General features: G+C 46.3%; 27 protein-coding genes. 16 read left to right on the top strand and 11 right to left on the bottom strand.

Features of this window, described 5'->3' with window-relative positions:
- Positions 1–3 precede the first annotated feature (3 nt).
- A complete protein-coding gene (zwf, locus tag M1J35_RS16910; RefSeq protein WP_034758133.1) occupies positions 4–1,512 on the bottom strand; it encodes a glucose-6-phosphate dehydrogenase in 1,509 nt (502 codons plus the stop codon).
- Between the two features lie 280 nt (positions 1,513–1,792).
- On the opposite strand from zwf, the gene rnz reads away from it, so the two are divergent.
- The 3 genes from rnz to M1J35_RS16895 are packed head-to-tail and all read left to right on the top strand — an operon-like array spanning position 1,793 to position 4,060.
- Positions 1,793–2,719, top strand: a complete 927-nt coding sequence (gene rnz / locus M1J35_RS16905) for a ribonuclease Z (RefSeq protein ID WP_254651790.1) — start codon at positions 1,793–1,795, stop codon at positions 2,717–2,719.
- Positions 2,720–2,730: 11 nt separating this feature from the next.
- On the top strand, positions 2,731–3,270 hold the full coding sequence (locus tag M1J35_RS16900) for a histidine phosphatase family protein (protein ID WP_224519566.1): 540 nt from the start codon (positions 2,731–2,733) through the stop codon (positions 3,268–3,270).
- A gap of 34 nt (positions 3,271–3,304) precedes the next feature.
- Positions 3,305–4,060 (top strand): GNAT family N-acetyltransferase, encoded by a 756-nt coding sequence (locus M1J35_RS16895; protein ID WP_254651789.1) that lies wholly within the window; start codon positions 3,305–3,307, stop codon positions 4,058–4,060.
- A 49-nt stretch (positions 4,061–4,109) separates the two neighbouring features.
- On the opposite strand, the gene namA is transcribed toward M1J35_RS16895, so the two are convergent.
- From namA to proC, 3 genes are all read right to left on the bottom strand, one after another.
- Positions 4,110–5,129, bottom strand: a complete 1,020-nt coding sequence (namA, locus tag M1J35_RS16890; RefSeq protein ID WP_254651788.1) for an NADPH dehydrogenase NamA — start codon at positions 5,127–5,129, stop codon at positions 4,110–4,112.
- Positions 5,130–5,226: 97 nt separating this feature from the next.
- Positions 5,227–6,378, bottom strand: a complete 1,152-nt coding sequence (locus tag M1J35_RS16885; RefSeq protein WP_254651787.1) for a glycosyltransferase — start codon at positions 6,376–6,378, stop codon at positions 5,227–5,229.
- Positions 6,379–6,453: 75 nt separating this feature from the next.
- Positions 6,454–7,272 (bottom strand): pyrroline-5-carboxylate reductase, encoded by an 819-nt coding sequence (proC, locus tag M1J35_RS16880; protein ID WP_254651786.1) that lies wholly within the window; start codon positions 7,270–7,272, stop codon positions 6,454–6,456.
- Between the two features lie 508 nt (positions 7,273–7,780).
- On the opposite strand from proC, the gene M1J35_RS16875 reads away from it, so the two are divergent.
- The 7 genes from M1J35_RS16875 (at position 7,781) to M1J35_RS16845 (ending at position 13,934) form a co-directional block, all read left to right on the top strand.
- On the top strand, positions 7,781–8,740 hold the full coding sequence (locus M1J35_RS16875) for an MBL fold metallo-hydrolase (RefSeq protein ID WP_254653786.1): 960 nt from the start codon (positions 7,781–7,783) through the stop codon (positions 8,738–8,740).
- A 15-nt stretch (positions 8,741–8,755) separates the two neighbouring features.
- Positions 8,756–9,550 (top strand): SDR family NAD(P)-dependent oxidoreductase, encoded by a 795-nt coding sequence (locus M1J35_RS16870; RefSeq protein ID WP_224519572.1) that lies wholly within the window; start codon positions 8,756–8,758, stop codon positions 9,548–9,550.
- A gap of 49 nt (positions 9,551–9,599) precedes the next feature.
- Positions 9,600–10,121 (top strand): DUF3221 domain-containing protein, encoded by a 522-nt coding sequence (locus M1J35_RS16865; protein ID WP_254651785.1) that lies wholly within the window; start codon positions 9,600–9,602, stop codon positions 10,119–10,121.
- A 169-nt stretch (positions 10,122–10,290) separates the two neighbouring features.
- Positions 10,291–11,142 (top strand): GRP family sugar transporter, encoded by an 852-nt coding sequence (locus tag M1J35_RS16860; RefSeq protein WP_034760584.1) that lies wholly within the window; start codon positions 10,291–10,293, stop codon positions 11,140–11,142.
- A gap of 13 nt (positions 11,143–11,155) precedes the next feature.
- Entirely contained in the window at positions 11,156–11,941 is a 786-nt protein-coding gene (locus tag M1J35_RS16855; protein ID WP_254651784.1) for a glucose-1-dehydrogenase, read from the top strand.
- Positions 11,942–12,316: 375 nt separating this feature from the next.
- Positions 12,317–13,579, top strand: coding sequence for a Y-family DNA polymerase (locus M1J35_RS16850; RefSeq protein ID WP_254651783.1), 1,263 nt, complete (start codon positions 12,317–12,319; stop codon positions 13,577–13,579).
- Positions 13,580–13,601: 22 nt separating this feature from the next.
- Positions 13,602–13,934 carry a YolD-like family protein gene (locus tag M1J35_RS16845; protein ID WP_034758153.1) on the top strand — a complete coding sequence of 111 codons (333 nt, stop codon included), beginning with the start codon at positions 13,602–13,604 and terminating at the stop codon, positions 13,932–13,934.
- 52 nt (positions 13,935–13,986) lie between these two features.
- Here M1J35_RS16845 and M1J35_RS16840 read toward each other — a convergent pair whose 3' ends face one another.
- The gene (locus tag M1J35_RS16840) at positions 13,987–14,202 is read right to left on the bottom strand and encodes a CDGSH iron-sulfur domain-containing protein (protein WP_034758155.1); all 216 of its coding nucleotides are present in this window, start codon (positions 14,200–14,202) and stop codon (positions 13,987–13,989) included.
- 130 nt (positions 14,203–14,332) lie between these two features.
- Between M1J35_RS16840 and M1J35_RS16835 the strand changes: the two genes are divergently transcribed.
- The gene (locus M1J35_RS16835; RefSeq protein ID WP_254651782.1) at positions 14,333–14,665 is read left to right on the top strand and encodes an iron-sulfur cluster biosynthesis family protein; all 333 of its coding nucleotides are present in this window, start codon (positions 14,333–14,335) and stop codon (positions 14,663–14,665) included.
- Positions 14,666–14,704: 39 nt separating this feature from the next.
- Here M1J35_RS16835 and M1J35_RS16830 read toward each other — a convergent pair whose 3' ends face one another.
- From M1J35_RS16830 to M1J35_RS16815, 5 genes are all read right to left on the bottom strand, one after another.
- On the bottom strand, positions 14,705–15,133 hold the full coding sequence (locus M1J35_RS16830; protein WP_254651781.1) for a hypothetical protein: 429 nt from the start codon (positions 15,131–15,133) through the stop codon (positions 14,705–14,707).
- 84 nt (positions 15,134–15,217) lie between these two features.
- Positions 15,218–16,114 (bottom strand): aminoglycoside phosphotransferase family protein, encoded by an 897-nt coding sequence (locus M1J35_RS16825; protein ID WP_224519578.1) that lies wholly within the window; start codon positions 16,112–16,114, stop codon positions 15,218–15,220.
- Entirely contained in the window at positions 16,111–17,037 is a 927-nt protein-coding gene (locus tag M1J35_RS16820) for an alpha/beta hydrolase (RefSeq protein ID WP_224519579.1), read from the bottom strand. The genes M1J35_RS16825 and M1J35_RS16820 overlap by 4 nt, the downstream gene beginning before the upstream one ends.
- A gap of 130 nt (positions 17,038–17,167) precedes the next feature.
- Positions 17,168–17,299 (bottom strand): hypothetical protein, encoded by a 132-nt coding sequence (locus tag M1J35_RS22725; protein WP_256503904.1) that lies wholly within the window; start codon positions 17,297–17,299, stop codon positions 17,168–17,170.
- A gap of 61 nt (positions 17,300–17,360) precedes the next feature.
- Positions 17,361–18,260 carry a hydroxymethylglutaryl-CoA lyase gene (locus M1J35_RS16815; protein ID WP_254653785.1) on the bottom strand — a complete coding sequence of 300 codons (900 nt, stop codon included), beginning with the start codon at positions 18,258–18,260 and terminating at the stop codon, positions 17,361–17,363.
- Positions 18,261–18,436: 176 nt separating this feature from the next.
- Between M1J35_RS16815 and M1J35_RS16810 the strand changes: the two genes are divergently transcribed.
- From M1J35_RS16810 to M1J35_RS16790, 5 genes are all read left to right on the top strand, one after another.
- Positions 18,437–19,624, top strand: a complete 1,188-nt coding sequence (locus M1J35_RS16810; protein ID WP_254651780.1) for an acetyl-CoA C-acetyltransferase — start codon at positions 18,437–18,439, stop codon at positions 19,622–19,624.
- Between the two features lie 35 nt (positions 19,625–19,659).
- Positions 19,660–20,352 (top strand): CoA transferase subunit A, encoded by a 693-nt coding sequence (locus M1J35_RS16805; RefSeq protein WP_034758170.1) that lies wholly within the window; start codon positions 19,660–19,662, stop codon positions 20,350–20,352.
- 18 nt (positions 20,353–20,370) lie between these two features.
- Entirely contained in the window at positions 20,371–21,033 is a 663-nt protein-coding gene (locus tag M1J35_RS16800) for a CoA transferase subunit B (protein ID WP_034758172.1), read from the top strand.
- A gap of 116 nt (positions 21,034–21,149) precedes the next feature.
- Positions 21,150–21,380 carry a YqkE family protein gene (locus tag M1J35_RS16795; RefSeq protein WP_094075198.1) on the top strand — a complete coding sequence of 77 codons (231 nt, stop codon included), beginning with the start codon at positions 21,150–21,152 and terminating at the stop codon, positions 21,378–21,380.
- Positions 21,359–21,910, top strand: coding sequence for a GrpB family protein (locus M1J35_RS16790; protein WP_254651779.1), 552 nt, complete (start codon positions 21,359–21,361; stop codon positions 21,908–21,910). The genes M1J35_RS16795 and M1J35_RS16790 overlap by 22 nt, the downstream gene beginning before the upstream one ends.
- Positions 21,911–21,933: 23 nt before the next feature.
- Here M1J35_RS16790 and M1J35_RS16785 read toward each other — a convergent pair whose 3' ends face one another.
- Entirely contained in the window at positions 21,934–22,857 is a 924-nt protein-coding gene (locus M1J35_RS16785) for an aldo/keto reductase (protein ID WP_224519581.1), read from the bottom strand.
- Positions 22,858–22,905 lie beyond the last annotated feature (48 nt).

The following is a 22,905-nucleotide window of genomic DNA, read 5'->3' as shown; positions in this document are numbered from 1 at the left end:
TTCTTAGCATTGGTCTACATCAAGGTTGGCAATCGGCCACCAGGAGAAGCCGTCTTTTGCGAGCAGATTGTCAGCGGCTTTCGGACCCATCGAACCTGCTTCGTAGTTCGGAAATTCTCCGTCACGAGTATGTTCCCATACTTCAGAGATTTTGTCGACAAATGCCCAGGATAGTTTCACTTCATCCCAGTGTGTGAAATTCGTGGCATCTCCACGAAGACAATCGAATAAGAGCTTTTCATATGCTTCAGGTGTGTTCATTCCATCCACGCTGTTGTTGGCGAAGTTCAGTTTCACCGGTGTCGTTTCGATATTCTGTCCGGATTTCTTCACGTTCAGATGAAGGGTGATTCCCTCTTCCGGCTGGATGTGAATGACCAGCAAGTTTGGTGCCAGTGGCTTGTCCGGGTTGTAATATAGGTTCATTGGGATGTCTTTGAACTGGATGACGATCTTCGTTGATTTGGTCTCCATTCTTTTTCCGGTACGGATGTAGAACGGGACACCTGCCCAACGGAAGTTATCAATCATCAATTTACCAGCAACATAGGTTTCCGTATTGGACTGTTCATCGACGTTTTCTGCTTCACGGTAACCAGGAAGAGCTTCATTTCCTGCTTTTCCAGGACCATATTGACCTCTTACGAAGTAGTCTTTGACTTCATCCTGTTCAAACGGACGAAGGGAACGCAACACGCGTACCTTTTCACTGCGGATTTCATCCGTCGTCAATTTGATCGGAGGCTCCATGGCAAGTAATGCAACCATTTGAAGCAGATGGTTTTGTACCATATCGCGAAGGGCTCCGCTTTTTTCGTAATAACGGCCGCGGTCTTCCACACCAAGCTCTTCGGATGAAGTGACCTGGATATTGGAAATATAACGGTTGTTCCAGAGTGGCTCGAACATGGCGTTTGAGAATCGGATGACTTCGATGTTCTGCACCATTTCTTTTCCAAGATAGTGATCGATACGATAAATCTGATCCTCGGAGAATGATTCACGGATCTGGCTGTTCAACTTTTCGGCTGAAGGCAGGTCGTGACCGAATGGTTTCTCGATCACAAGTCGCTGGAAGCCTTTTGTATCGGTTAAGCCTTGATTTTTCAACTGTTCCGTAATCGTCCCGAAGAATTCAGGAGCCATCGCTAAGTAGAAAACGCGATTGCCTTCTAATTCATATGTTTCATCGAGCTCATCGGATAAGTTCTTCAATGCTTTATATGAATCACTGTTGGATACATCATTCGGCTGATAATAGAAATGGGACACAAACTCATCGATGTTCTCATCACTGCCTAACGCTTTATGTACCGATGTTTTTACATGCTCCTGGAATTCTTCATTTGACCATTCGCGTCGTGCCACACCTACAACGGCAAATCGCTTTGAGATTTTTCCTTTACGGAACAGATGATAAAGAGATGGATATAGTTTTCTTTTCGCTAGATCACCTGTCGCTCCGAAAATCGTAATCAGAGATGTTGGTGTAGTTGAATTATTCAATGTCATGACCTCACTTTATCTTGTTGTAACCCTTATTTATGCGTTTCTTCTTATTTAATATCCTATACAATTACTTAATTTTAAAGACTTCTCATTCATTTAGCAAATGATATGCTGAGGACTTTATCTGCGTATATGCATGAAAACGTTTTATCTTTTTTGCAAACATCTTCGTCATTATGTTGGCTTTAATTTTCATTCTTATAACTCATTTTGAGGGAAAGGGTAAAATAGGGGCGATTATGCTAAAATGGAGACAGAATAGCTCATCTGAGGAGTGATGATAGTGGAATTATTATTTCTGGGTACGGGTGCAGGGGTACCGGCCAAGCTCCGCAATGTAACCAGTATCGCTTTGAAATTACTGGAGGAACGCGGTGCGGTTTGGCTTTTTGATTGTGGGGAAGCCACCCAGCATCAAATTTTACATACAAGCTTGAAACCAAGAAGAATCGAAAAGATCTTCATTACCCACCTGCATGGTGATCACATATACGGGCTGCCGGGATTACTCGGGAGCCGTTCCTTCCAAGGTGGGGAAACAAAACTGACGGTATACGGCCCTAAGGGGATCAAGGAGTTTATCGAGGTTTCCCTCTCAGTCAGCAGGACCCACCTTCAATATCCCCTTGAAGTGGTGGAAATCGAGGAAGGGGTCATCTTTCAAGATGAAGGGTTCAGTGTAGAAGCAATGGGACTTGACCATGCTCTTCCTACTTTCGGCTATCGTGTTATTGAAAAAGCTAAGCCCGGTGTCCTTCAAGTGGATCAATTACGTGAAAGGGGCGTTCAACCAGGGCCCCTTTATAAGAAATTAAAATGTGGTGAAACGGTTCGGCTGGAAGACGGAACGGAGGTTGATGGAAAGGATTTTCTCGGACCTTCGATTCCTGGACGGGTGGTTACGATCCTTGGAGATACAAGATTTTGTTCCAATGCGATGGAACTTTCTAAGAATGCAGATGTCCTGGTTCATGAAGCGACCTTTAACCGGGATCAAGAAGAGATGGCACGGGAGTATTATCATTCCACGACAAAACAGGCTGGAGAGACCGCTCTTCAAGCCGGGGCCAGGCGCCTCTTCCTAACCCATATTTCTTCCCGGTATGCAAAGGAATCATGGGAAGAATTGGAGAAGGAAGCAAGGGACGTCTTCCCGGAAAGCTATATGGCAAGGGATTTCATGGAGTACGTCATACCTTTAAAGAAATAGGAGGGGTATAAATGAAGGAAATCTATATCGTCCGTCATGCAAAAGCGGAAGGACAGCCCTTTCATGCATCGTTAACGGGGGAGGGGGAACGTCAGGCACGTCAGTTAGCGTCCTTTTTAGAAAATCGATCCATTCAAGCGATTTATTCAAGCCCCTTCAAAAGGGCACTGGACACCATCGCTCCTTTTGCAGATCGCTCAGGCCTCCGGGTACAGGAGGACGACAGACTGGGAGAAAGGGTGCTGAGCGATCAGGATCTTCCTGATTGGATGGAAAAGTTAAAGATGAGCTTTGAAGATTTCTCTCTCTCATTACCTGGTGGGGAATCCAATCAAGTGGCGATGGAACGGGCAAGGTCCTTCGTCGATGAAGTGATGGGAAAAGAAGAGGAACACATTGTCTGTGTGAGTCATGGTAATTTAACGACGCTGCTCCTCAAGTTATTTGATGAAAGCTATGGATACAATGAACTGTTGGCTCTATCCAATCCGGACGTCTATATCGTCAGGCTTGAGGGGGACCGCGCTTCTGTACAGCGTGTTTGGGAGTAGGAAATCCCGTTTAAACAGAAAAAGGGGAATCGAGATGAATTCATTTACATTTGAACATATTTATTATCCTGGTCACGTTATAGCCGAAAACGCTCTTTATCTACATATTCATTATCCGGAAATGCTGACGAGGTATGATAGTAACTTTCTTGCATTTAAGAAACAGCCGACTCTTGAAGAATTTATAGAAGCCGCCCGTTTCTTACGGGAATTCCATCAGGCAAAAGGCCAGAAGCATGTAAAGTTCCTCCTTCCTCAAGATCACAAACCTTCAGAAGAACTGATGGACTATTGTAAACTAGAGGGATATGACGTCGGATTCAATGAACTTTATTCCATTGCACCAGATCAATTCCCATCGATGGAAGTGAATCCTGATATAGAAGTCAAGGAAGTGGGCAGGGAAGAACTCCAGGATTATCTTTCTTTTCAGTATGAGCAGGATATGGACTATGGTCCGGATTTTGCGGACCAAAAGGTGGATATGCATAAACGGAATTTTGAAAATCCCCGTATCATGCAGCTTTTGGCTTTCTATAAAGGGACGCCGGCCGGATCCGTGGATGTGATCATCGAAGAAGATTCAGCGGAAATAGACGGTTTGATGGTTCACGAATCGTTTCAAAAGAAGGGGATTGGAAGCAGGCTGCAGCGGTATGTCATGGAACGGTTCCCTGACACGTTTATCATCCTGGTTGCGGACGGGGAAGATACGCCAAGACTGATGTACCAAAAGCAGAATTACCGTTGTCTAGGGTTCAGATATGAAGTGCAGAAGGTGTATGAATAAATAAAACAAGAGGGTGGACTTCTGGTCCACCCTCTTGTTTGCGTATTTTTCATTTCCAGCCGCGCTCATACTGTTTAGGTGCTTCGATTTCAACACCGAGCTCTTTGGCCGCCGTTCTCGGCCAGTAAGGGTCCCGAAGCAATTCCCGTGCAAGGAGGATGACGTCCGCCCGTTCATTTTGCAGGATTTCTTCCGCCTGGATGCCTGTTGTAATCAGTCCAACCGCACCCGTGTCAATGTCGGCCCCGTTCTTGATGGTCTCGGCAAGCTTCACCTGATAGCCGGGGAATACCGGGATCCGTGCCGGTACCAGGGCGCCTGAGCTGACATCGATCAAATCGACGCCTTGCTCTTTCATCCATTGTGCAAATACCACGTAGTCCTCGACGTCCAGGCCTTCGTCGTTATAGTCTTTGGCAGAAACCCTCACAAGCAGCGGTCCGTCCCATACTTGTTGAATACCGTCAATGATTTCACGGAGGAAACGGTAGCGGTTTTCTGCCGATCCCCCGTATTCATCTGTTCGTTTATTGGACAGGGGAGAGAGGAACTCGTTGATGAGATATCCGTGGGCTCCGTGAATTTCAATCACATCAAAGCCCGCTTTCTTCGCTCTTTCGGCCCCTTTGATGAATGCGGTGACGGTTTCTTTCACATCATCCGCTGTCATTTCAACAGGCGTTTTCATTTCATCATTAAATGGAAGGGCTGATGGAGCAAGGATATCTCCTTCGAGTACCGCTTTTCTTCCGGCATGGGCAAGCTGGATGCCGGTCTTTGCCCCCTGCTCTTTCATCAGATCCACCAACTCTTTTAAGCCCTCAACCTGTTCGTCATTCCAGATCCCCAAATCCTGTGGGGAGATCCTACCCTGTGGTGTAACCGCTGTCGCTTCCAGGATGATGAGTCCGACTCCGCCGACAGCACGGCTCGTATAGTGGGTGCGATGCCAGTTTTCGACTTTTCCATCTTCATGGTGGGAAGAGTACATGCACATGGGTGCCATGACGATTCGATTCTTCAATTCAACATTTTTAAGTTTATATGGTTCGAATAGCTTTGCGTTCATTTCCAATCACCTTTCCATGAGGAATTTATTTCGGGTTTCTAAACAGTAATTCATCATGAGTATACCAACATCACTTTTGACGGAAAAGGAATGTGCTCTATTTTCTTTTCTTCCTCAGCTCCTTCAATGGATAAACCGTCCCGCGCCATTCGACCCCGCCTCTTCTAAACGTCAGGAACGTCGCCCGGGCGATGGAAAAGATGAATAACAAGGCTGTGACGGGCAGGGAGAGGATGAGAAGGGCAGACTCATTCGTCATCTCCTTTATGACTTTGAAATAGGTGATGGAAATCAACAAAATGATCAACATGCTTACGGTCCGGATCAGGGCTTCCCCGGCAAAGATCGTGAAGAAAGGAAGGACCGTGGAGCAGAACACACCCGTCATGGCAAATAGGACAAGAAGGATGGAGTAATGGAGCCCGGCAAATGTGTTCTTCTCAAGGCCCTGAAAGGCTCCTTTCAAGGAGTGATACCACTCCACCTCCAGCGAGTGAAGGGCAGTGAGGAACGCCTGGGTCTTCCCGCCTTTTTTGATATGGATCCCAAGCTGCAGATCGTCATCCGGCATGTGCTTGATCTTTTCATGTGTACCGATTTCCTCATAAGCAGAACGTGTGATCAGATTGAATGCGCCGATTCCGAGGCCCGTCCCCGAGGAAGGGTCATTCGCTTTCCATGGCCGTTTATAAAAAGAGAAACCGAATAAAAAGAACACAACAAAGCTTTTTAACCAGTATGTCTTTGATTTAATGTTGGGGGCAAGGGTGAGATGATCGAGCTTCTGAGATTGAAAGACCGCGACAGCCCTTGACAGGGTGGAAGGGTCTTTATACAGGACATCTGCATCCGTGAACAGGATGAGTTCCCCTTCCGAGATGAGGTATCCTTTAAATAATGCCTGATTCTTTCCGAGCCATCCTTTTTCAAGTGTATCGATATGGAGGACGCGGATCCGGCTGTCCATTTCCGCCAATGCTTCAAGTTTATCCGGTGTACGGTCCGTTGAACGGTCATTGACGAGAATCCATTCAATCCGTTTATAGTCCTGCTTGAGTTGAGATAGAATGCTGTCTGTAATCGTTTCTTCTTCATTCCTGGCAGGCACGATGATGGAGAGAAGCGGGCCGCTTGCCTTGTCCGGCAATCCTTCTAGGGGAGAAAGTGTACCCAACCCCCTCCACACCTCTACGGCGAGAACGATCCAGACGACCAGGACTGCAGAAAGTAAAATGAGGAGTAGATTCATCTGTGTCGACCTTCTTTTTTGCTTTGATTGTATCACTGAAACGGGATCTCCCGCGAATCATGATCGGCTGTAGGCTTATTTTTTCAAAGAATTCTCCTTTAATTCATGACCGAGTGTTTGAGAGCGGTTATTCGCGGAAGAAATGCACTGGAAAAAGGCATCCCTGACTTTGTGGTCTTCAAGCGCAGCGATTCCCGCTTCGGTCGTTCCACCTGCACTGGTCACATTCCTTCTTAATTCCCGGGCTTCCAATCCGGATTCAGAAAGCATGGCGCTTGCCCCGGCGATCGTCTGGGTGACAAGGCTTTCAGCGAGCTCATCTTTCAGTCCCAATTCTACTGCAGCATGTTTCAGTATTTCGGCTACGTAATAGATATAAGCCGGCCCGCTCCCTGAAAGAGCCGTGATCAGATCCAATTTCTCTTCTTCTACCTCCGCAGCTATGCCGACAGACTGAAATAGTGTTTTCGTCCATTCCTTCTGGGAGGGTGAGAGATATTGATTGAAAGCCACCGCCGTTGCCGACTTCCCCATGGCTGCACTGGTATTCGGCATAGCTCTCGCGATGGCTCCCTTAAAGTCCAGCCTGCCGCTTATATGCTCCATGGTGATGCCTGCCAGTACAGAGATGATCAGCGTATTCCCGGAAAGGTAGGGTCTGACAGAATCTGCTGCTTCATGGAAGTCCTTTGGTTTCATGGCGAGGATGATGACATCATAGTGTGACGCCCGGTTCACCTTCCGGATACAGAATTCTTGCGTGATTTCATTTAAACGCTCCTGATTGGCACGATTGGTTACATATACTTCTTCGCTATTCAATACTCCCGCTTTCAATGCACCGCTCATTAAAGCATGAGCCATCGATCCTGCTCCGATAAATAATGTCTTCATTCGCTCATTCCCCCTTCTGTTTTGAAAAAAAAACAGACCCTTTCATCCATAAAGGACGAAAGGGTCTCTTCCGTGGTACCACCTTGTTTTGTCCATTTTCTAAGAAGAAGATGAACACACTCCATTTCCATTAACGCTGGACGACGTTCTGCTTTAAGACGCTCAAAAGGCAGGTTCACAAATAGAGAGGACGACGGTGCCTTTCAGCCGGTGGGCCCCGATCTCTGACATCATCTATTCATTACTAATCTTTCTCATCGCTTTATTCTATATAAATATGTAATGGGTGATGAATGGAATAAATCTATATTATAGGTGATTATCGTAGAAATACAGCTTATCTGTCAAGGGGTTATTTTTAGTATATTCACACTTTTTAAAAATGACATCATGCTGAAAAAAATGTACACTAGGTAATGAAGGGTCATTCATTTTCTGGAAATGAGTGACAGAACGGGAAGGTACCGTATTGGCTGTACCTTTTTATTATGAAGAATGTGGTGAAACTATGACAACTTTAGTGAATGATATCGCAAAAATAACACTCTCCACTCCTTTTGCCGTGGGAGATGTGAATGTTTATTTAGTCAAGGGGGATGCCTTGACATTGGTGGATGCTGGCCCTCTTACAGATACGGCCTGGATGCAGCTGACTGAGCAATTGTCTCTTTTAGGGTACACACCTGAGGATATCGAACAAATCGTTTTGACGCATCATCATCCTGATCATGCAGGTCTGCTTGATCGGTTCTCATCCGACGTCACGGTATATGGTCACAAGTATAATCGATTCTGGCTCAAGCGTGATGAGCACTTTCATGAAGAGTATGACCGTTTCTTCACGGAGCTTGCCATGGAATCAGGGCTCCCTGAAGAATATCTCCCGGCCATCCCCAAGTTCAAGAGTCCATTGAAATTCATGGGGGATCGAAAGCTGGACGTGGCGATAGCAGAAGGAGATAGCATTCCTGGAATGGGAGGGTGGTCGGTCATTGAAACCCTTGGTCATGCCCAGAGTCACTTATCCTTTTATAGGGAACGTGATGGCGTTCTGATAGCGGGCGACCATATACTCGCCACTATTTCTCCCAATCCCCTCATCGAACCGCCATTTGAAGGGGAGTTGGAGCGTACAAAGCCACTGCTGCAGTATAATGCTTCTCTGAAAAAACTTTTCGATTTTCCGATTTCCCTCGCCTACACAGGACATGGTGCCGACGTAAGGGATGTTCATGGGTTGATTCCGAGGAGATTAGGGAAACAGGAAGAAAGAGCAAGAGATGTATTCGACATGATCAAAGGAAACCGCGTGACCGTATTTGAGATATGCAAGAGGTTATTTCCCTCCGTGTATCGAAAGGAGCTCGGTTTGACATTGTCCGAGACCATCGGGCAATTGGATTACTTGGAATCCAATCAATTTATACGGAAAGAAAAGCATGAAGGAATCTATTATTATTTTGCTTAGGAAGATGTGACTGACATGAACAGTAAAATCAATGGAAAAACGATTATCATTACCGGTGCCTCGGGAGGAATCGGGGAGCAAATGGCCATAAAGGTTGCGGAAAATGGCGGGAATCTTGCATTGATCGCACGCCGTGTCCACCTGCTCCAGGCATTGAAGGAAAAGCTGACAACAACATTCAACTGCAAGGTGGAAGTATATCCTTTAAACGTCACGGATTATGATCAGATCCCCCTTGTTTTCACTGCCATCCGGAAGGACTTTGGATCCATCCATGCCCTGATCAATAACGCAGGATATGGAATCTTCCAGGAAGCACACGAAACCTCCTTCCAAGATGTAAAAGGGATGATGGATGTGAATGTTCTTGGTCTGATGGCATGTACAGGGGAAGTCCTTCCTTACATGCGTGAACAGGGGTTTGGTCACATCATCAATATCGCTTCTCAGGCAGGGAAGTTTGCCACTCCGAAATCAAGTGCCTATTCCGCTTCCAAGCATGCTGTCCTAGGATATACGAACAGTGTCAGGATGGAAGCGAAAAGATACGGCGTGAAGGTGACGGCGGTGAACCCCGGACCAATCGCCACCAACTTCTTCTCCATTGCCGATGAAACCGGCACGTATGTGAAGAATGTGGAGAAGTTCATGCTTGATCCTGCATTTGTCGCTGGGAAAGTAGTGGATTCACTATTTACCAATAAAAGAGAAATCAACCTGCCGCGATGGATGAATATAGGGAGCAAGTTCTATCAATTATTCCCATCTTTTGTCGAAAAAGTAGGAAATAACCTTTTTTTCAAAAAATAGTGAAACCAAACAGTGCCATCAATCGTCTAATATAATAAGGGGGGAGTCTATGAAGAAATGTTTGACTGTTATGATCCTTTTTTCCTGTATACTGTTCACCGGATGCGGGCCATCAGCATCTGTCAATTCTCAGGCCAGCACAGATTTCATAGGCTTTGTCACCCAATTGGAAAACAATCAGGTGCTGATCAATGACGTTTGGTTTTCTTTCGATCAACAAACTGTCATGTTGACAGATCAAGATAAAAAGCTTCATAAAGAAGATATAGAGATGGGCAAAAAAGTGAATGTGACCTTTAATGGGGAGATGCAGGAATCCTATCCCAGAAGGGCTTCGGCGGATCAACTGGTGTTTCTGACAGATAAAGAGAGTGAGACCGAAGAGACTGTTGTGAAATTAGTCATGAGTGATCCCCGGTTCTCACAGGTCGTCATCCAATCCATCGAAAAAAACCCCACCGGTCTCTACTCGTTACGATTCAAAGACCTTTCCCTCGACCGTGATGTCCATGTCATGGTGAATGTCGAGAATGAAAGGGTCATTGTCCCGATACATACTTCTACCAAATAACAAAGAAGAAAGCGTCGATTACACCTCGACGCTTTCTTTTTTTTTGAGGTTACACCTTAGGGAAGAAGGGTATGCAAGAGAGAGTGGGAAATATTTTGCGTTAAACGGGTAGAATTTTTGTTTCAGAGGAAAACTATGATTATTGTCGGAAAAAGGATGTGGGTGTATGATAGGGATTCTTTTAGCCCTGATCCCCGCGGTCGCGTGGGGAAGTCTTGTGTTTGTAAGTGTAAAACTTGGAGGGAATGCCTACAGTCAAACAGTTGGGATCACGGTTGGTTCACTGTTGTTTGCGATTGGCGTCTTCTTCATCAAGTCCCCTGAGTTAACATTATTTGTGTGGGGCATCGGGTTTATTTCCGGCGTCTTCTGGGCTGTCGGGCAAGTGAACCAGCTTGCCAGTGTTAAATTCATCGGCGTTTCGAAAACCGTCCCGATTTCAACGGGAATGCAGCTGATCGGAACGACGCTCTTTGGTGTTCTGGTATTTAAAGAATGGAAAACGACTGAAACGATCCTCCTTGGAAGCGGGGCGGTTCTGGCTCTGATCATCGGTGTCGTCCTCACCTCATTCACACAGAAGTCCGAAGGGGATGAAGGCTCTCAGTTGAAAAAAGGTCTGTTAACCCTGCTCCTTTCCAGTTGTGGATACATAGCCTATGTTGTCATATTAAGATGGTTTGATATTGACGGATGGCAAGCGATTTTACCACAGGCAATCGGTATGTTCATCGGAGCCGTTGTCATCACATTCAGGCATAAGCCATTTAACAAATATACGGTTCGAAATATTTTAACCGGACTTATGTGGGCATCCGGGAATCTCGGATTGCTCCTTGCCCTGCCCCGGATCGGTGTGGCGACAAGCTTCTCCCTGTCCCAAACGGGAATCGTCATTTCCACTCTCGGTGGTTTGTTCTTCTTAGGGGAAAAGAAATCGAAAAAGCAGATCCTCCTCGTCATTGCAGGGTGTGTCCTGATCATCATTGGCGGGGTTCTATTGGGCTTTACGAAAGATTAAGGAGGAATAGGACATGTATACAGATTTAACGGATAAGGTTGTCATCATAACGGGTGCCGCTACTGGTATAGGAAAGGCGATTGCTAAACGCTTTGCCTCTGAAGGCAGTAAGGTGATCATTAATTATTTCAAAGAAGAAGAAAACCCTGAAGGACTTGTAAAGGAAATCGAAGAAGCAGGTGGGACAGCCTCCATCATTCAAGGGGATGTGTCAAAAGAAGAGGATGTCCAGGGGTTTGTCCGATTTGCTCATGACACGTATGGCCGTCTGGATATCTACGTGAACAATGCGGGAGTCGAAAATGAAGTTCCGTCTGAAAATCTGCCGATTGAAGATTGGCAAAGGGTCATCAACACGAACTTGACAGGTACATTCCTAGGTTGCCGTGAAGCGGCGAAATACATGCTCGAGCATGGCATCAAGGGATCGATCATCAATGTATCGTCTGTCCATGAAATCATCCCGTGGCCTCACTTCGCTCATTATGCAGCCAGTAAAGGTGGGGTGAAATTGCTGATGGAAAGCCTGGCGCTGGAGTTTGCACCAGATGGGATACGGGTGAACAATATTGCTCCAGGGGCCATTGATACACCCATCAATGCCGAGAAATTTTCCGATCCGGAAAAGAAAAAAGGAGTGGAGAAGCTCATTCCCCTCGGCTACATCGGAGAACCTGAACAGGTCGCTTCCTGCGCTGTTTTCCTAGCCTCCAATCAGGCAAGCTACGTCACGGGTACAACGCTCATCGCGGATGGGGGTATGACGAAATACCCAGGATTCCAAGCTGGAAAAGGTTGATGAATGAGAAGGTAAGTCCAAAATCACAAAAATGATTTTGGACTTATTTTTTTGTTCTGATCCTTGTGTATGCCAGACTTTGTGTCAATCATTTTATGCTTGTCGCCCCATGGCATGCCCCTCCGCTTTTCTATTTGGCCAGCTCCGGCGGCTAGAGGCTCGAGGTCATAAGTCAAACATACCAAAAAGGCAAATGGCGCCTTTCCGGTATGTTCATCTTATGCTTTTCGCCTCTGTCCAAGCCGCCTCCGCTTTTCTTATTATTCTCTCTGTTTCCAGTAATTTAAGTTGAAAGGGAACGTATATTCGGTTAGAATCATAACTATACTATATAAGAACGTTTGTTCTATTTTGGGTAAGATGGAGGATGAGGATATGACTGTCGATTACAGTGTGCTGCCACACCACAAGATTTTGTGCATCGATATGAAGAGCTTTTATGCTAGCTGTTCGGCTGTCATGGAGGGGTTGGATCCCCTTGAATGTCACTTGGCTGTAGTGGGGGATAAAAGTCGGCAGGGAAGCATCGTACTGGCGGCCTCACCCAGGATGAAGAGGGACTTTGGAATCAAAACGGGTTCGAGGATGTTTGAAATTCCAAACGACCCGAGAATCCAGCTTGTAGAGCCGAAGATGGCGACGTATGTCCGGATCTCCACGGAGCTGACCCGCCTGTTTCATCGTTATGTTCCAAAGGATGCCATCCACACGTACAGTGTGGACGAAAGCTTCATTAAGATTGATGGGGCGACGGGCCTCTGGGGGGACGCGGCCACCATCGCCGGCAAAATCAAAGACGATATGGAAAGGGAATTCCAGCTTCCGTGTGCCATCGGAATCGGCCCCAATATGCTCTTGTCCAAGCTGTGCCTGGATCTTGAAGCAAAGAAAGAGGGAATTGCCGAGTGGACCTATGAAGACGTCCCGGAAAAGCTGTGGCCGCTCTCTCCGCTCCGTGAAATGTGGGGGATTGGAGGACGCCTAGAGAAGACCCTCAATCGCATGGGCATCTTCTCTATCGGGCAATTGGCGAAGTATGACCTGGAGAAGCTGGAGGCGAAGCTCGGTGTGATGGGGAACCAGCTTTATTATCATGCATGGGGGGTGGACCTGTCCGAAATAGGGGCACCGATCATGGATGGGCAGGTCAGCTTCGGCAAGGGTCAGATCCTGCTGCGGGATTATAAGGAGAGAAAGGAAATCAAACGCGTCATTTTAGAAATGTGCGAAGAGGTCGCAAGGCGTGCCCGGACCCATCGCAAGGCCGGGCGGACCGTGAGCTTCGGAATCGGCTACAGCCACGAGGAGTTCGGAGGGGGATTCCACAGGTCACGGACGATAGAGGAACCGACCAATATCACCATGGATCTGTACCGGGTGTGCCTGGAACTATTCGAAGAGAACTATAATGGGAAAACCGTACGGAAAATCAATATCGCCCTTTCGAATATTGTAGAGGATGGAGCGCTGCAGGTTTCCCTGTTCGAACCTGACCGCTGGGAAAAACGGGAGCTCGGGTATGTAGTGGATCACATCCGGAATAAATATGGTTCCGGGGCCCTGCTTCGCGCCGTCTCCTACACAGAAGCCGGGACGGCAAGGCATCGTGCCCGTCTGCTCGGCGGACATAAATCATAACGAATGACAGGAGGTGAGAGAGTTGATTCGGGATCGAGGTAGAATCAAGTGGACCTCCATGATGCTCCCCGAGCACGTGAAGCTCCTGAGGGATTGGGCAAAGGAAGATACACACGAAAAGAGGATCGAACTTGATGAGCAGGAGCTCGACAGGATGAATGAAGTTGTCGCAGAGGCGATGGAGTTTGATAAAATGGTGTCGATTACCCACTATGTGAAGCACCGTCATCAATTATCGATCGGAACCGTTCATCATGTCGACCCATTGGAAGGGAAGCTGCACGTCGTAGACAAGTTTGAAGACGTACACTATATTCCACTGGCAAGCGTGGTGGACATTCGTTTTTTTGACTGATCTCCAAATGAAAAAAAGAGACTTCGGGTGAAGTCTCTCTTTTTCATTCCATTTACTCTTCGTCCAATACCTTTTCTGCACGTACACATGATTCAAATTTCCCTTTGTGAGAAGCGTCGCAAAACGGCATGTTGGTTGATAGACCGCAGCGGCACAGAGTAAACACTTGTTTCGTTGGAAATACATTTCCGTCAGCATCAATCAGTTCCACATCGCCGCTTACGCGAAACGAACCGTTATCATTCACTTTAATTTGAGCTTTTGTCATGAAAACCCACCCTTTCTAGAAAATACAAAAGAATCCCCACTATCGATAGTAAGATGAAAAGAGTAAAAAAGCAATATTCTAAAAGGAACAAATGAAATGTGGTAGGATAAAGGACAGAGGAGGTCATCGAATGAAAATCCAACTAACGAACGAAGCAACCCAAAAGATCCAGGATAAAATAGAAAACAAACAAGGTCACCTGAAACTCAAATACGATACAGAAGGCTGTGGCTGTGTGGTGAGCGGCATTCCTACCCTGTGGTTTGTCCATCGCCCGGTTGAAGGTGAAGATATCAAGATCGACACGAACAGTCATTCAATTCTCGTAGAAAAATCAAAGATGGTCTTTCTGGATGAAGAGCTGAAAATCGATTTTTCTTCCCAAAGCAATACATTCCAATTAAAAAGCCCCGCTCAGATCATCAATGGGAGAATGAACTTTTTGATGTACCCTGAGGAATAGAATACAAAAGCTCCGGTGCATGCCGGAGCTTTTGTGTTCTTAAAACCAATAATACGCACAAAATATAACCATGAAGCCGAAAACAGAAAAAAGGAGAGTCCCTGTAAAAAACGGGGAGCGGACCGGGATGAAAATCCGTATCGGAGAAGAGAGCCCGAATTTTTTCAAAAACAACAAGTCTGTATTCATGTTGAAATGAGCATGGTAGGGGATCACCCAGATGACAAATAGAAAGACGGTGCAAGAAATGAACAGTGCATCCAAAAAAGCCAGGTGGAAAAAGAAATAGACAGAAAAAAGAAAAAGAATTTCATTGAAAAGGGTAAGGGAGAAGAAGAAAAGCTGCTGACGAAAGGCGGTTAATTTGACAACGAAATAGTCCTCAAATCTTCCCCACAAAGAAGCGAAGAGGGCGATAAGCGCGATCCCTCCAAAAATATTCCCGAAGGCCAATGCAATCTCTCTCATATAATCCACCCCATGTAAAAAAACTAGTTATATAAATATTAACATATAATCCCAATTTATTGGGTGGTTAAGGAAGATTATCCATTACTCCGCCAAGAGCTCTTCAAACATCCCCGCCAAAGAAACCCCGGTTTTCCATCCATCAAGTCCACCTTCTACAGACCAGGACGCAGACAGAATGGAATGACAAAATCCATACTGAAGCAACCGCTCATAAGAGAGGGAAAGGAGGGAAGCGATTGTCTCTGTCCTATATCGGAGCAGCTCTAACGGCGCATCCCATTTCTCCCACTCATTCAACATGAACTGAATGCAGTCATATTCCCTCTCGCCGATCAGCCCTTTGGGATCGATGGCAGTCCAGCCGGAAGAATCGGAGTAGAGAATGTTTCCGTGATGAAGATCACCGTGAAGAAGATAGAGATCTGTGGAAGAACTCAGCAATTCCGGATAAAGGGTTTCAGCTTTAGCGACGAGCTCCTGAGGGATGGGGCCGGTTCCCCCGTTAAATCGTTCCCGTAGCCTTCCGATTCCCTTTGACCAGGATTCAACCGTAGGGTAGGGGTGGGTGCTGACAGGTTTATGCCAAAGTCGTTTGGCGGTATGGGAGAAGACAGAAAGGACCTCTGTTTCATCTTCAATCGAGAGAAGGGAAGATCCCGGCATAAGACGGTCTAACAGGATCCAGCCTTCTTCCTTACTGTAGTCGAGCATTTTCACCATTCCCTTTCCTTGAAAATCCTGAAGGGCATGAAACTCATTGGAGAAATCATTGTTCGGATACCCGATCTTTAAAACGGCTCGCTCCTGCAGGATCTGGACCGGAATCACGAAGTTATAGCTTAGAGAAAAAGGCTCACCGTAGGTTAACTGGAATCGGTCTTTTAATGACTCCATGAGATCTTCCGTATCCGTAATCCAATCATCCCCCGCATCCCCATACATCGTTTGCATTTTTAACCTGAAATCCGTTGGAATCATGAGACGACATCCTTTCCCTTTAAAACAAATTGCTCCAGGAACCGTTGGATCAATTCCTCGTATTCTTCCGGGTTATCATTATACGACTGGGCATGGGTACCGCTGAAATCAAGGAAAAGCTCCTTTGGACCCTGCTTCTTCTCAAATAGATCCTTTGTCATTTGAGGAAGGATGAAATCATCGTTCTTGCTGTGAATGAATAATACGGGTTTTTGAATGTTTTGGACAACCGAAATTGGTGATAAATCCTTTAATGTATAGCCTTGTCGCAGTTTCAGGGTACCGTCCACGAGGGGGAGGAGGAATTTTGCAGGCATCTTCACTTCTGCACTCATCCGGTAAGCAAGCTGTTCACCAAAGTCGGAGAAGGGACAATCGGCAATATAAAAATCAGCCCGATCTTCCACGCTGCCGGCATAAAGAAGCAAAGTCGCTGCCCCCATGGATTCTCCGTGGATTCCAAAGAATACATCGTCCCCTTCCCGGCGGATCAGCTCGTCCACGACCGCCTTCAGGTCATATTTCTCAAAATATCCATAGCTCGTTGTCTTCCCCCCTGATTCCCCATGACGCCTGTGGTCATAAATGACGGCATTGAACCCCTGTTTGATGAAAAGATTCATGTACTTGATGGAATTCCACTTGTTTTCCGTCACTCCATGGGAAAAGATCATAAATTTATTATGAGAGTGGGGCTTCACGAATACCGCTTTAATATCATAACCGTACTGAGAAGAAATCAGGACCTCTTCTTTAGGAAGGGAGTCATACTCTTCTTCGATCAGCCGGGTCGATTCGGTTTCACGCGCCCTGATGAAGTCGTCCCCCTTTTTCGGTAAATACATAAATCGATTCGTAATATAAACCCCAAGCAGCCCGATAGAGGACAGGGTGCCGCCGAGGATGGCCCATTTTTTTCGCATATGTCATCACCTCATAGGAATATCGTTTATTCTTATTGTAGCAAATATAGGAAATAAGCGGAATTTTGAGAATGAAAAAAAGTGCCTCGGGAGGAGACACTCTTCTTTAGTGGATGTGCATGTTCAGGACTTATGATTTAGCATTTTGTCCTTTTGTTGGATGAATGGCTTTATCCAGTTCTTCTTTCGCCATGGTGTTTGAAACCGTATCGGCGTTCGGTTTCCCTTTTTGACTGAATCCTTTATCGCGTTTTTGGCTCATGTGACTCATCTCCTTAGTGGTTATCACCTATAGAATGCTCGAAGGAGATAAGGCCTATGCATTACTGATTCAATTCATGAAGACGGTAGTAACCGCTTTCAATCAGACGGCTGACATGCGGTTTAACGACTTCGATGGCATGTGCAAGCTTCTCCAGGTCAATCCCGGTGAAGATCCCCATTTCTTCGAGCATATACACAACATCCTCGGTTGCCACATTCCCGGTCGCACCGGGAGCAAAAGGGCAGCCTCCGAGACCGCCGGCACTTGTGTCGAAACGGTCGATCCCTGCTTGAAGGGACGCAAGGATATTCGCGAGGGCCATCTTGCGGGTGTCATGGAAATGTGCTGTCAGTAAGGTATGAGGTAATTCCTGCTTCAATAATGTAAAAAGATGATACGCTTCAGACGGATTGGCACGGCCGATCGTATCGGCGACGCTCAGTTCATCTACACCCAGTGAAACAAATTTCTTACATAGAGCAAGAGTATCCTCCGGTAGGATTTTACCTTCGTATGGACAGTAAAAAGCGGTAGAGATGCAGGCTCTCACGAAATAGCCCTTTTCTTTTAACTCTAAAATAAGCGGCGTCAGGTCTGTAAGAGCTTCATCGGTTGTCTTATTGATGTTTTTTTGATTGAACGTATTGCTCACGCCAACGAATACTGCGACAGACCGGCAGTCTGTTTCATAAACACGTTCCATCCCCTTTTTATTAGGGGCAAGTACCATATCACGGGAGTCCAGTGTCATGCACGAGTCGACAATGTCACTCGCATCCTGCATCTGTGGAACCCATTTCGGAGACACAAACGAAGTCAGTTCCATTTCTTTGATTCCCGATTGCTTCAAACGCAGGATAAATTCTTTTTTAACGTCCGTCGGGACAAAATTCTTCTCATTTTGTAAGCCGTCTCTCGGACCTACTTCGATAATCGTAGCTTTTTTAGGTAAATTCATCATTTCACTCCTCCCTCTCCATTTTAAGAAAATTTCGACATATAAATCAATATAAAAATTTTTTGACAAATTTAGAGGAATTTAACCGCTTACATAGAATGAGTTAAAGTGGAACAGTTTTCAGGAAGTAACGAATTGGCAAGCACATCAGTCAGAAGAGAAAGGGAGGAAGAAAGATGTCGAATGAAGTTGTCATCGTAAGTGCAGTACGTACAGCCATCGGGAGCTTTAACGGATCATTAAAAGGTATTTCCGCTCCGGAACTTGGAGCGATTGTGATTAAAGATGCCCTTGGTAAGGCTGGCTTAAGCGGTAGTGATGTGGATGAAGTAATTATGGGGAATGTGTTGCAGGCAGGATTGGGACAGAACCCGGCCCGTCAAGCATCCATCAAAGCGGGACTGCCTGAGCAGGTACCGGCCATGACGATAAATAAAGTATGTGGATCAGGATTAAAAACGGTTCATCTCGCAACGCAGGCAATCCTTGCAGGGGATGCAGATATCATCGTTGCAGGTGGAATGGAAAATATGAGTCAGGCCCCTTATTTACTGCAGGGAGCAAGAGAAGGATATAAAATGGGGGACCAGAAAGTCGTAGACAGCATGATATCAGACGGCTTATGGTGTGCCTTTAATGATTACCATATGGGTGTGACGGCAGAGAATTTATGTGACCGATACTCTCTCTCAAGAGAAGAACAGGACGAATTCGCTGCATGGAGTCAGCAAAAAGCTGCTGCAGCCATTGAATCCGGCCGATTTGATGATGAGATCGTTCCGGTTTCCATCCCGCAGCGAAAAGGGGATCCGCTCGTGTTCAAACAGGATGAGTTCCCACGTAAGGGATCAACGGCGGAGAAGTTATCGGGTCTTCGGGCTGCCTTCAAAAAAGATGGCTCTGTGACAGCCGGTAATGCATCGGGCATCAATGATGGGGCTGCTGCTGTTGTCGTCATGTCCAGGAAGAAAGCAGACGAACTTGGCATCACGCCTCTCGTGACGATCAAAGGGAATGCCAATGCAGGTGTAGATCCGAGTGTCATGGGAATCGGACCGGTTGCCGCTGTTAAAAAAGTATTGGAAAAAACGAAGATGACGATTGAGGATATGGAATTGATTGAAGCCAATGAAGCATTTGCCGCACAATCATTGGCAGTGGATAAAGAGCTTCAATTCAAAAAGGATGCCCTTAATGTAAACGGGGGAGCCATTGCCCTGGGTCACCCGATTGGAGCCAGTGGAACTCGGATCCTTGTGACTCTGATTCATGAGATGAAGAAAAGAGGCGTCCAAAATGGACTTGCTACCCTTTGCATCGGTGGGGGACAGGGAGTAGCGACAGTCGTTGAACTTCATAAATAAGGAATGGGAAAATCCAGATTGGAGGAGGGAATACAATGAAAGAAGTATACACTTCATATGACGAAGCGGTGGCGGATATTCACGATGGAGCAACATTGATGGTTGGAGGATTCGGCCTGTGCGGGATCCCTGAAAAGCTCATTCTTGCCCTTGTGGAAAAAGGAGTGAAAAACCTGACCGTCATTTCAAATAACTGTGGAGTAGACGATTGGGGCTTGGGTTTATTACTGAAAAATAAGCAGATTGATAAGATGATAGGTTCCTATGTCGGGGAAAACAAAGAATTTGAAAGACAGGTCTTATCGGGAGAGCTTGAGGTGGAACTCGTTCCCCAAGGTACGCTTGCGGAGAAAATCCGTGCAGGTGGTGCAGGGATCCCTGCATTCTACACGCCTGCAGGAGTCGGGACACCGGTAGCGGAAGGAAAAGAAACCCGCACATTCAATGGAAAAGAATACTTGTTGGAAGAAGCGTATACGGCAGACTTCTCACTTGTACGGGCGTGGAAGGCCGATAAGATGGGGAATCTGATCTATAACAAGACGGCGCAGAACTTTAATCCGATGATTGCAGCGGCGGGGAAAGTGACGATCGCCGAGGTGGAAGAATTGGTTGAAATCGGGGACATCAACCCGAATGAAGTGCACACACCGAGCATCTACGTGCAACGCCTGATACAGGCCGAGCAGGAAAAGCGGATTGAAAGAAGAACAGTGAGACAAGCATAGAAGGGAGAGTGGAACGGGATGGATCGTGCCAAAATGCGTGAAAGAATCGCAAGAAGAGCGGAAAAGGAAATAGAAGACGGTTTCTATGTCAACTTAGGGATCGGGATGCCTACGCTGGTAGCCAACTACATTACAGAAAACAAACAGGTTGTCCTTCAATCGGAAAATGGATTACTCGGAATAGGACCATATCCGGGTGAAAATGAAGTCGATGCCGACCTCATCAACGCCGGAAAAGAGACCGTTACGGCGATTCCGGGCTCCTCTTACTTTAATAGCTCGGAGTCATTCGGAATGATCCGCGGAGGGCATATCAATATCGCCATCCTTGGAGGAATGGAAGTAGCCGAAAACGGGGATCTTGCCAACTGGATGATCCCGGGGAAAATGATTAAAGGGATGGGTGGAGCGATGGACCTGGTTCACGGAGCCCAGCGCATCATCGTCATCATGGAACATGTCAATAAGGCCGGGGAAAGCAAGATCCTGAAAGAATGCACCCTGCCCCTGACGGGAAAAGGCGTCGTTGACCGCATCATAACGGACCGCGCCGTAATGGATGTAACGGAGGAAGGCTTACTGCTTCGCGAAGTAGCTAACGGCTTCTCTGTGGAGGATATCCAATCATCCACGGATGCAACGTTGATCGTAGGGGATGACGTAGTACTGGAAGCGTATTGATGGAGAGAGCCGGTTAGAAGGGGAGAGTACCTCTTTTGACCGGCTTTTTTTGAGCCTGCCTTTTGACTAAAGAGAAAAAAAGATTTATAACTATGACAGATAGGGGGAATCAGAACATGTCCAAGAAAAAGAAACAGGAAGCCGAATTGACGTTGAAAAATTCCATCAACGGGGACATCTTCGAACAACTGAAGCAGAAGAAGGCAGAGCTTGAAAAAGTAGAGTCTGTGAAGAAGGAAGAAGAGCGCCTCCGGAAAATAGAAGAGAAAAAACAGCGTGAAAAGAATAAAAGTTTCGAAGAGCTGTTGAATGAAAGTAATATGAATTGGAAGAACTACAAGGATTGATGAGGGAAGTAAGAGTGGTGCCTCATCAAGCAGACTGGCAGGAGAAATTTGAAAATGAAAAACGCAGTCTGAATAAGCTCCTTCCTGACGCAACCATCTATCATATCGGTTCAACCTCCGTACCGGGTTTGGCTGCTAAGCCGATCATAGACATAATGATAGAAGTACCGAGCTTAGAGAGCGTTGATGAACGTAGAGAACAATTCAGGCAACTGGATTTTGTCGGAAAAGGTGAGAATGGCATCCCGAACCGCCGCTACTTCTATAAAGGAGAAGGGAATGAGAGAGCGGTACATCTTCATATTTTCCCTTATGGCATCGATCATGTAGTAAGGCACTTGGCGTTTCGTGATTATTTGAGGGAATTTGACAAGGAAGCCAAACGATACGGTGACTTGAAATCAATGCTTGCAAAGAAGTTTCCGCATGATATGGATGGCTACATTCAAGGGAAGGATCAATTTGTGAAGGACCTTGAGGAAAAGGCGTTAAGCTGGTATGAAAAAAATAAGCGGGCAGGGAACCAATAAACCCTGACCCGCTTATTTTTTTCTCAGTCCCTATGTTGCTCATATCGTGACAATTTGGTTAACTGTTTTAGCATGTCAAGCTCTTCGGAAGATAAAGGTTCCGCATTCACTGCGTCGATATTCTCCTGAAGCTGTTGAACGGAGCTGGCGCCCGGGATGACAGCACCAACCGACTCATGAGCGAGAATATATTGAAGAGCAAGTTCGTTCATTGAACGGTTGTCCCCCATTTTCTCATGGATGGACTTCAGTGTTTCTTCAAGTTCTTGATAAGAGTAGTCCAGATAGCCATCTTCCTTCATTTTCGCAGAAGCTTTAGACAGCATCTTTTCGGAAAGAAGTCCCTTTGCCAAAGGTCCCCGGGCCACGATGCTCACTTTATTTTCATCGAGCAGATCCATCCATTCTTCCGGGCGGCGATCCAGTAAGCTGTACTGCATCATGACGCTATCAATGGAAGAAGAACTCAGAAATCGCTTGATGACATTCGGACGGATGGAAGAGATGCCGTAATAGCGGATCAACCCTTCTTTCTTCAATTCTTCAAATGCCTCGATCGTTTCTTCAAAATCATCTTCGATGGTCCCTCCGTGAAGCTGGTAAAGATCGATATAGTCCACTTTCAAGCGCGATAAACTGTCCTTCACGGCAGACTTGATATAGGATTTGGAAGGGTCCCAGCGCCAACCATCCTCGACATCATTCCAGCGATTTCCACCTTTTGTAGCGAGGATGATATCGTCCCGGACATCACGAATGGCGTTGCCGACGATTTCTTCATTCTGGCCAAAGTCATATAAATCAGCCGTATCAAGATAATTGATTCCATTTTCTAAAGCGTGCTGCACAATTTCCTTCGCAGAACTCTCTTCGGTTCCAAGGGACATACAACCGAGCCCCATTTTTGATACATGTAAATCGGAATGACCTATTTGTCTTTTTTCCATGGTATCCGTCCTTTCAACATTAGCACTCTCTATTATATTAACGAAAGT

The organism is Rossellomorea sp. KS-H15a (genome assembly GCF_024195245.1).
Taxonomy (GTDB): domain Bacteria; phylum Bacillota; class Bacilli; order Bacillales; family Bacillaceae_B; genus Rossellomorea; species Rossellomorea vietnamensis.
Note: the sequence above shows the minus strand (reverse complement) of the source record. Positions and strands in the feature narration are given on the sequence as shown.